9 protein-coding genes are annotated in these 9,441 nt (G+C 53.2%); 8 read left to right on the forward strand and 1 reads right to left on the reverse strand.

Annotated features, from left to right (window positions below):
• Position 1 precedes the first annotated feature (1 nt).
• From cheB to flhe, 6 genes are all read left to right on the forward strand, one after another.
• Positions 2-1,051: a protein-glutamate methylesterase/protein glutamine deamidase gene (cheB, locus tag ACJHYO_RS15765; RefSeq protein WP_085455379.1), complete on the forward strand. Its 1,050-nt coding sequence runs from the start codon at positions 2-4 to the stop codon at positions 1,049-1,051.
• A gap of 14 nt (positions 1,052-1,065) precedes the next feature.
• On the forward strand, positions 1,066-1,455 hold the full coding sequence (gene cheY, locus ACJHYO_RS15770) for a chemotaxis response regulator CheY (RefSeq protein WP_000763860.1): 390 nt from the start codon (positions 1,066-1,068) through the stop codon (positions 1,453-1,455).
• A gap of 10 nt (positions 1,456-1,465) precedes the next feature.
• Positions 1,466-2,110 (forward strand): protein phosphatase CheZ, encoded by a 645-nt coding sequence (gene cheZ, locus ACJHYO_RS15775; RefSeq protein ID WP_000983609.1) that lies wholly within the window; start codon positions 1,466-1,468, stop codon positions 2,108-2,110.
• A gap of 208 nt (positions 2,111-2,318) precedes the next feature.
• Positions 2,319-3,467, forward strand: coding sequence for a flagellar biosynthesis protein FlhB (gene flhB, locus ACJHYO_RS15780; RefSeq protein WP_001278929.1), 1,149 nt, complete (start codon positions 2,319-2,321; stop codon positions 3,465-3,467).
• Positions 3,460-5,538: a flagellar biosynthesis protein FlhA gene (flhA, locus tag ACJHYO_RS15785; RefSeq protein ID WP_085455378.1), complete on the forward strand. Its 2,079-nt coding sequence runs from the start codon at positions 3,460-3,462 to the stop codon at positions 5,536-5,538. Before flhB ends, flhA begins: the two co-directional genes overlap by 8 nt.
• The gene (gene flhe / locus ACJHYO_RS15790; protein WP_001202078.1) at positions 5,538-5,930 is read left to right on the forward strand and encodes a flagellar protein FlhE; all 393 of its coding nucleotides are present in this window, start codon (positions 5,538-5,540) and stop codon (positions 5,928-5,930) included. Before flhA ends, flhe begins: the two co-directional genes overlap by 1 nt.
• Positions 5,931-5,982: 52 nt before the next feature.
• Here the strand turns inward: flhe and argS are convergent, their stop codons facing one another.
• On the reverse strand, positions 5,983-7,716 hold the full coding sequence (gene argS, locus ACJHYO_RS15795; RefSeq protein ID WP_001025322.1) for an arginine--tRNA ligase: 1,734 nt from the start codon (positions 7,714-7,716) through the stop codon (positions 5,983-5,985).
• A 215-nt stretch (positions 7,717-7,931) separates the two neighbouring features.
• Here argS and ACJHYO_RS15800 point away from each other — a divergent pair, with 215 nt between their 5' ends.
• Positions 7,932-8,498: a VOC family protein gene (locus tag ACJHYO_RS15800; protein ID WP_001304291.1), complete on the forward strand. Its 567-nt coding sequence runs from the start codon at positions 7,932-7,934 to the stop codon at positions 8,496-8,498.
• A 13-nt stretch (positions 8,499-8,511) separates the two neighbouring features.
• Positions 8,512-9,258 carry a copper homeostasis protein CutC gene (gene cutC / locus ACJHYO_RS15805; RefSeq protein WP_001185734.1) on the forward strand — a complete coding sequence of 249 codons (747 nt, stop codon included), beginning with the start codon at positions 8,512-8,514 and terminating at the stop codon, positions 9,256-9,258.
• Positions 9,259-9,441 lie beyond the last annotated feature (183 nt).

Here is a 9,441-nt window from a genome sequence, read left to right on the forward strand (position 1 = left end):
GATGAGCAAAATCAGGGTGTTATCTGTCGATGATTCGGCACTGATGCGCCAGATCATGACAGAAATCATCAACAGCCATAGCGACATGGAAATGGTGGCGACCGCCCCTGATCCGCTGGTTGCGCGTGATTTGATTAAGAAATTCAATCCCGATGTATTGACGCTGGATGTTGAAATGCCGCGGATGGACGGACTGGATTTCCTCGAAAAATTAATGCGTTTGCGTCCAATGCCCGTTGTGATGGTTTCTTCCCTGACCGGCAAAGGGTCAGAAGTCACGCTGCGCGCGCTGGAGCTGGGGGCGATAGATTTTGTCACCAAACCGCAACTGGGTATTCGCGAAGGAATGCTGGCGTATAGCGAAATGATTGCTGAAAAGGTGCGTACGGCAGCAAAGGCGAGCCTTGCAGCACATAAGCCATTGTCGGCTCCGACAACGCTGAAGACGGGGCCGTTGTTGAGTTCTGAAAAACTGATTGCGATTGGTGCTTCAACGGGTGGAACTGAGGCAATTCGTCACGTACTGCAACCGTTGCCGCTTTCCAGTCCGGCACTGTTAATTACCCAGCATATGCCGCCCGGTTTCACCCGCTCTTTTGCCGACAGACTTAATAAGCTTTGCCAGATCGGAGTTAAAGAAGCCGAAGACGGAGAGCGCGTCTTGCCGGGACATGCCTATATCGCGCCGGGCGATCGGCATATGGAGCTGGCGCGTAGTGGCGCAAATTATCAAATCAAAATTCACGATGGCCCGGCGGTTAATCGCCATCGGCCATCGGTTGATGTGTTGTTCCATTCTGTGGCCAAACAGGCGGGGCGTAATGCGGTTGGGGTGATCCTAACCGGTATGGGCAACGACGGCGCGGCGGGAATGTTGGCGATGCGTCAGGCGGGGGCATGGACCCTTGCGCAAAACGAAGCAAGTTGCGTGGTGTTCGGCATGCCGCGCGAGGCCATCAATATGGGTGGTGTCTGCGAAGTGGTCGATCTTAGCCAGGTAAGTCAGCAAATGCTGGCAAAAATTAGTGCCGGACAGGCGATACGTATTTAAATCAGGAGTGTGAAATGGCGGATAAAGAACTTAAATTTTTGGTTGTGGATGACTTTTCCACCATGCGACGCATAGTGCGTAACCTGCTGAAAGAGCTGGGATTCAATAATGTTGAGGAAGCGGAAGATGGCCTCGATGCTCTCAATAAGTTGCAGGCAGGCGGTTATGGATTTGTTATCTCCGACTGGAACATGCCCAATATGGATGGCCTGGAGTTGCTGAAAACGATTCGTGCGGATGGCGCGATGTCGGCATTGCCAGTGTTAATGGTGACTGCAGAAGCGAAGAAAGAGAACATCATTGCTGCGGCGCAAGCGGGGGCCAGTGGCTATGTGGTGAAGCCATTTACCGCCGCGACGCTGGAGGAAAAACTCAACAAAATCTTTGAGAAACTGGGCATGTGAGGATGCGACTATGATGCAACCATCAATCAAACCTGCTGACGAGCATTCAGCTGGCGATATCATTGCGCGCATCGGCAGCCTGACGCGTATGCTGCGCGACAGTTTGCGGGAACTGGGGCTGGATCAGGCCATTGCCGAAGCAGCGGAAGCCATCCCCGATGCGCGCGATCGTTTGTACTATGTTGTGCAGATGACCGCCCAGGCTGCGGAGCGGGCGCTGAACAGTGTTGAGGCGTCACAACCGCATCAGGATCAAATGGAGAAATCAGCAAAAGCGTTAACCCAACGTTGGGATGACTGGTTTGCCGATCCGATTGACCTTGCCGACGCCCGTGAACTGGTAACAGACACGCGGCAATTTCTGGCAGATGTCCCCGCACATACCAGCTTTACTAACGCGCAACTGCTGGAAATCATGATGGCGCAGGATTTTCAGGATCTCACCGGACAGGTCATTAAGCGGATGATGGATGTCATTCAGGAGATCGAACGTCAGTTGCTGATGGTGCTGTTGGAAAACATCCCGGAACAGGAGTCGCGTCCAAAACGTGAAAACCAGAGTTTGCTTAATGGACCTCAGGTCGATACCAGCAAAGCCGGTGTGGTAGCCAGTCAGGATCAGGTGGACGATTTGTTGGATAGTCTTGGATTTTGATTTGTATTGCCTGATGTGACGTGGCCGCGTCACATCAGATCTTCAAGGTTGGATAAGGCGTTTACGCCGTACCCGACAAACATGTCACCATGCCTGATGTGCTGTGGCAAAAGCCCTAAATCCCGCCTGTTTTGCCCCTTACTCAAACCATTGAACACTTTGCGCTCTGGCATCATTTACGCTTAATACTCTTTCCAGGATTGGCGACGTGTCTGACGAGAGCGACGACAAAACAGAAGCCCCCACACCTCACCGACTAGAAAAAGCGCGGGAAGAGGGGCAAATCCCGCGTTCCCGTGAACTGACTTCACTGCTGATTTTGCTGGTGGGCGTTAGTGTTATCTGGTTTGGCGGTGTGGCGCTGGCCCGTCGATTGTCGGGCATGCTCTCCGCAGGGCTGCATTTTGATCACAGTATTATCAATGACCCGAATCTGATCCTCGGGCAGATTATTCTGCTGATCAGAGAAGCCATGCTGGCGCTGCTACCGCTGATTAGCGGCGTGGTGCTGGTGGCGATTATTTCTCCGGTTATGCTGGGGGGGCTGGTATTTAGCGGAAAATCCTTGCAGCCGAAGTTTTCCAAACTCAACCCGCTACCGGGCATTAAACGGATGTTCTCGGCACAGACTGGCGCGGAGTTGCTTAAGGCAATTTTGAAAACCATCCTGGTTGGCAGCGTGACGGGGTTTTTTCTCTGGCATCACTGGCCGCAGATGATGCGCTTAATGGCCGAGTCTCCGATTACCGCCATGGGTAATGCGATGGATCTGGTAGGGCTATGCGCGCTGCTGGTGGTGCTTGGTGTCATTCCAATGGTGGGATTTGACGTCTTTTTCCAAATCTTCAGCCACCTGAAAAAGCTGCGAATGTCACGGCAGGATATTCGTGATGAGTTCAAACAAAGCGAAGGCGACCCCCATGTTAAAGGGCGGATCCGTCAGATGCAGCGAGCGGCCGCACGGCGTCGGATGATGGCCGATGTGCCGAAAGCGGATGTCATTGTCAATAACCCGACCCACTATTCGGTAGCGTTGCAGTATGACGAAAACAAAATGAGCGCACCGAAAGTGGTCGCTAAAGGTGCAGGGCTGGTCGCGCTGCGCATTCGTGAAATTGGCGCTGAAAATAACGTCCCGACGCTTGAAGCGCCGCCGCTGGCGCGTGCGCTGTATCGACATGCGGAGATCGGTCAACAAATCCCGGGTCAACTGTACGCCGCGGTGGCGGAAGTGCTGGCCTGGGTCTGGCAACTGAAACGCTGGCGTCTGGCCGGTGGACAACGCCCTGTACAACCTACTCATCTTCCGGTGCCGGAAGCCCTGGATTTTATTAACGAGAAACCGACCCATGAGTAATCTGGCCGCGATGCTGCGCCTGCCTGCAAACCTGAAATCGACACAATGGCAGATCCTTGCCGGACCGATTTTGATCCTGTTGATCTTGTCGATGATGGTACTGCCTCTGCCCGCATTCATACTCGACCTGCTGTTTACCTTCAATATTGCCTTGTCGATCATGGTGTTGCTGGTGGCGATGTTTACCCAGCGCACGCTCGAGTTTGCTGCGTTTCCGACCATCCTGTTGTTTACCACGCTGTTGCGTCTGGCACTTAACGTGGCTTCAACCCGTATCATTTTGATGGAAGGGCATACCGGCGCGGCGGCGGCTGGAAAGGTGGTCGAAGCGTTCGGTCACTTCCTCGTTGGTGGCAATTTCGCTATCGGTATCGTGGTGTTCGTCATTCTCGTGATCATCAACTTTATGGTCATTACCAAAGGTGCCGGGCGTATCGCAGAAGTGGGTGCGCGCTTTGTTCTCGATGGTATGCCGGGTAAGCAGATGGCGATTGACGCCGACCTTAACGCCGGATTGATTGGTGAAGATGAGGCGAAAAAACGCCGCTCCGAAGTGACTCAGGAAGCCGATTTTTACGGCTCGATGGACGGGGCAAGTAAGTTTGTCCGCGGCGATGCCATCGCCGGGATCCTCATCATGGTCATTAACGTTGTCGGCGGATTGCTGGTCGGTGTGCTGCAACATGGCATGAGCATGGGGCACGCGGCGGAAAGTTATACGCTATTGACCATTGGCGACGGTCTGGTGGCACAAATTCCGGCGTTGGTGATTTCTACCGCCGCGGGGGTCATCGTTACACGTGTCAGCACCGATCAGGATGTTGGCGAGCAGATGGTGAATCAGCTTTTCAGTAACCCAAGCGTTATGTTATTAAGCGCCGCCGTGCTCGGTTTACTCGGCCTGGTGCCTGGAATGCCGAACCTGGTATTTTTGCTGTTCACTGCCGGATTGCTGGGGCTGGCCTGGTGGATCCGCGGACGTGAACAAAAAGCGCCTGCTGAACCAAAACCGGTAAAAATGGCAGAGAATAATACCGTTGTCGAAGCGACGTGGAACGATGTACAACTGGAAGATTCTCTGGGAATGGAAGTGGGTTATCGACTGATCCCGATGGTCGATTTCCAGCAGGATGGTGAGTTGTTGGGCCGTATACGCAGTATTCGCAAGAAATTTGCTCAGGAGATGGGGTTTCTACCCCCAGTGGTGCACATCCGCGATAACATGGATTTGCAACCAGCCCGCTATCGTATCTTGATGAAAGGTGTCGAAATGGGGAGTGGTGATGCTTATCCGGGGCGCTGGCTGGCAATTAATCCAGGCACTGCCGCCGGAACATTACCTGGTGAAGCGACCGTTGATCCGGCATTTGGCCTGAATGCTATCTGGATTGAAAGTGCGCTTAAAGAACAGGCGCAGATTCAGGGGTACACCGTGGTTGAGGCCAGCACGGTGGTGGCAACGCATCTTAACCACCTCATTAGCCAGCATGCCGCAGAGCTGTTTGGTCGTCAGGAGGCGCAACAGCTGCTGGATCGCGTCGCCCAGGAGATGCCAAAGCTGACGGAAGATCTCGTTCCTGGCGTCGTCACGCTTACCACACTGCATAAAGTGCTGCAAAATCTGCTCGATGAAAAAGTGACGATTCGCGATATGCGCACCATTCTCGAAACGCTGGCGGAACATGCGCCCATCCAAAGCGATCCGCATGAATTAACCGCCGTCGTGCGCGTAGCGTTGGGACGGGCGATTACCCAGCAGTGGTTTCCTGGCAAAGATGAAGTCCATGTTATTGGCCTCGATACACCGCTGGAACGTTTGTTGCTACAGGCATTGCAGGGCGGGGGGGGACTGGAGCCAGGGCTGGCGGATCGCTTGTTGGCGCAAACTCAGGAAGCGCTATCCCGTCAGGAGATGTTGGGTGCGCCGCCGGTACTGTTGGTGAACCACGCGCTGCGACCATTATTGTCTCGCTTCCTGCGCCGCAGCTTGCCGCAGTTAGTGGTGCTGTCGAATCTGGAACTATCAGATAACCGACATATCCGTATGACGGCGACGATTGGCGGCAAATAATGAGAGCCTTATTAGCAATATTATTGTTTCCGCTGCTGGTGCAAGCCGCCGGGGAGGGGATGTGGCAGGCGAGTAGCGTGGGCGTTACGCTAAATCATCGCGGTGAATCGATGTCGTCAGCGCCTCTTTCTACGCGACAACCTGCTTCAGGATTGATGACGCTGGTGGCGTGGCGTTATCAGCTTATCGGTCCGACACCTGCAGGACTGCGGGTTCGCTTGTGTTCACAATCTCGTTGTGTCGAATTAGAGGGGCAGAGTGGAACCACCGTGGCCTTTTCCGGTATACCGGCGGCAGAACCGTTGCGCTTTATCTGGGAAGTGCCTGGCGGTGGGCGGTTAATTCCGCCGCTAAAGATTCAACGGAATGAAGTGATTGTAAATTATCGTTAATGATAAAAAAGCCGATGTCTGCAATGACATCGGCTGTTGCCGTATAACGCGATTACATACGCTCTACTGTCTCAATACCCAGCGTATCCAGACCCAGCTTCAGCGTCTTCGCCGTCAGTTGTGCCAGTTTCAGACGGCTGTTACGCACTTCTTCGTTTTCTGCGCTGAGGATCGGGCAGTGCTCGTAGAAGCCAGAGAACAGACCGGCCAGATCGTACAGGTAAGCACACATCACATGCGGCGTGCCTTCACGGGCAACCACAGTGAGGGTTTCTTCAAACTGCAGCAGGCGAGCTGCCAGTTGCGCTTCACGATCTTCACGGATGATTACCGGAGCTGCAGCCAGTTGCTCTTCGTCAATTTCTGCTTTACGGAACACGGATAATACACGCGTGTAAGCATACTGCATGTATGGCGCGGTATTACCCTCAAACGCCAGCATGTTGTCCCAGTCGAAGATGTAGTCCGTGGTGCGGTTTTTGGAGAGATCCGCATATTTCACCGCACCAATACCAACCGCGTTAGCCAGTTTTTCCAGCTCGTCGGCTGGCATATCCGGGTTCTTTTCTGCCACCAGACGGCGTGCACGCTCCAGGGCTTCATCCAGCAGGTCTGCCAGTTTCACTGTACCACCCGCGCGGGTTTTGAACGGTTTGCCGTCTTTACCCAGCATCATGCCGAACATGTGGTGTTCCAGCGGTACGGATTCCGGTACATAGCCTGCTTTGCGGACGATAGCCCACGCCTGCATCAGGTGTTGATGCTGACGGGAGTCGATGTAATACAGCACGCGATCGGCATGCAGTGTTTCATAACGATATTTCGCACAGGCGATATCAGTGGTGGTGTAGAGATAGCCACCATCTTTCTTCTGAATGATCACGCCCATCGGTTCGCCTTCCTTGTTTTTGAACTCATCAAGGAATACAACGGTCGCGCCTTCACTTTCTACTGCCAGACCTTTGGCTTTCAGGTCCGCCACGATACCCGGCAGCATTGGGTTGTAGAGGCTTTCACCCATCACGTCATCACGGGTCAGCGTCACGTTCAGACGATCGTAGGTGATCTGGTTCTGCGTCATGGTGATGTCGACCAGTTTGCGCCACATCTCGCGGAAATATTCGTCACCGCTTTGCAGTTTTACCACGTAGTTACGTGCACGCTCGGCAAACTCTTCATCTTCGTCGTAATGCTTTTTCGCATCGCGGTAGAAACCTTCAAGGTCAGCCAGCTCCATTTCACCGGCGTTTTCCTGCTGCTGCTTTTCCAGCCACGCGATCAGCATACCGAACTGAGTGCCCCAGTCGCCGACGTGGTTTGCGCGAATCACTTTGTGACCGAGGAACTCCAGAGTACGAACTGCTGCGTCACCAATAATGGTAGAGCGCAGGTGACCGACATGCATCTCTTTCGCCACGTTTGGCGCAGAGTAGTCAACCACAATGGTTTGTTTTTCTGGCGTAGCAACACCGAGACGATCGGACGCCAGCGCCTGCTGAACATGTTCAGCCAGGAATGCCGGATCAAGGAAAATGTTGATAAAGCCTGGACCGGCGATCTCAACTTTGCTGGCGATACCGTTAAGATCCAGATGAGTCAGCACCTGCTCTGCTAATTGTCGCGGTGCCATACCCAGTTTTTTAGCAACTGCCATCATGCCGTTAGCCTGATAGTCGCCGAACTGAACTTTTGCTGACTGACGAACCTGCGGTTCGCAATCCGCAGGCGCGCCTGCCGCAATCATGGCCTGACGGACTTTTTCTGAGAGAAGAGCCTGAATATTCACCGGAATACCTTACATTGATGAAGCGAGCAAAAATTGCCCGCACCAGTTAAAGAAATTAGGGCGGGAGTATACTGCAAATGGCTGTTTTCGTCAGCAACGTGCGCGTGGCGTATTGCCGTTTTCACTATTGCATCAGAAGCGGCGTGAAATCAGCGGTTGGTTGGCGCAGGGCAACAGGGTAAATTAACGCTTTTAATGAAAGACGAAGAGTGATTATGGCGAACTGGCAATCTATCGACGAGCTGCAGGATATTGCATCGGATTTACCGCGATTTACCCACGCATTAGATGAACTTTCCCGCCGTCTGGGGTTGGATATCACTCCGCTGACTGCCGATCACATTTCCTTGCGTTGCCATCAAAACGTCACCGCTGAACGCTGGCGTCGCGGGTTTGAACAGTGCGGCGAGCTTTTGTCAGAAAATATGATCAATGGCAGACCGATTTGTCTGTTTAAATTGCATGAACCGGTACAGGTTGCGCACTGGCAGTTTTCCATTGTGGAGCTACCGTGGCCCGGGGAAAAACGTTACCCGCACGAAGGTTGGGAACATATTGAAATCGTTCTGCCGGGTGATCCAGAAACGCTGAATGCCCGTGCGCTGGCATTGCTTTCTGATGAAGGACTCAGCCTGCCGGGGATCTCAGTTAAAACCAGTTCGCCAAAAGGTGAGCATGAACGATTACCGAATCCGACGCTGGCGGTCACCGATGGTAAAACAACCATTAAGTTTCATCCGTGGTCCATTGAAGAGATCGTTGCCAGCGAGCAGTCGGCGTAACTAAGGAGCAAAAATGGCATTACTGGAAATTTGCTGTTACAGCATGGAATGCGCGCTAACGGCGCAGCAAAACGGCGCTGACAGAGTTGAATTATGCGCAGCTCCAAAAGAGGGGGGCTTAACGCCGTCGTTGGGGGTACTGAAATCCGTGCGCCAGCGGGTGACGATCCCAGTGCATCCGATTATCCGCCCACGCGGTGGTGATTTTTGCTACAGCGACGGTGAGTTTGCCGCCATTCTTGAAGATGTGCGCACAGTCCGCGAATTAGGTTTTCCTGGACTGGTGACGGGCGTTCTCGATGTTGACGGGAATGTCGATATGCCACGAATGGAAAAAATAATGGCTGCTGCCGGTCCGCTGGCAGTGACTTTTCATCGCGCCTTCGATATGTGCGCTAACCCTTTAAATACACTCAATAATCTTACGGAATTGGGCATTGCCCGGGTACTGACATCAGGGCAAAAATCAGACGCACTGCAAGGTTTATCAAAAATTATGGAACTTATTGCCCATCGTGATGCTCCAATCATTATGGCCGGAGCAGGAGTCCGTGCGGAAAACCTGCACCACTTCCTCGATGCCGGAGTGCTGGAAGTCCATAGCTCCGCGGGAGCGTGGCAAGCCTCACCGATGCGTTATCGTAATCAAGGATTGTCCATGTCATCAGATGCACACGCGGACGAGTATTCGCGTTATGTCGTAGACGGGGCGGCGGTTGCTGAAATGAAAGGAATCATTGAACGCCATCAGGCCAAATGATTTTTACCGTTGCATCATGTCGCCCAATATGATGCTTGCTCGTACCAGGCCCCTGCAATTTCAACAGGGGCCTTTTTTTGTGCACAGAAAACCCCCAGCTAGGCTGGGGGTTCCGGAAAGCTTTCAGCTTTGAGCCAGTTATTAAAACCCCTTTTGATTTGTTAAAACACCTTGCGGTCTGGC

This window comes from Escherichia sp. WS1118 (genome assembly GCF_046487695.1).
Taxonomy (GTDB): Bacteria; Pseudomonadota; Gammaproteobacteria; order Enterobacterales; family Enterobacteriaceae; genus Escherichia; species Escherichia coli.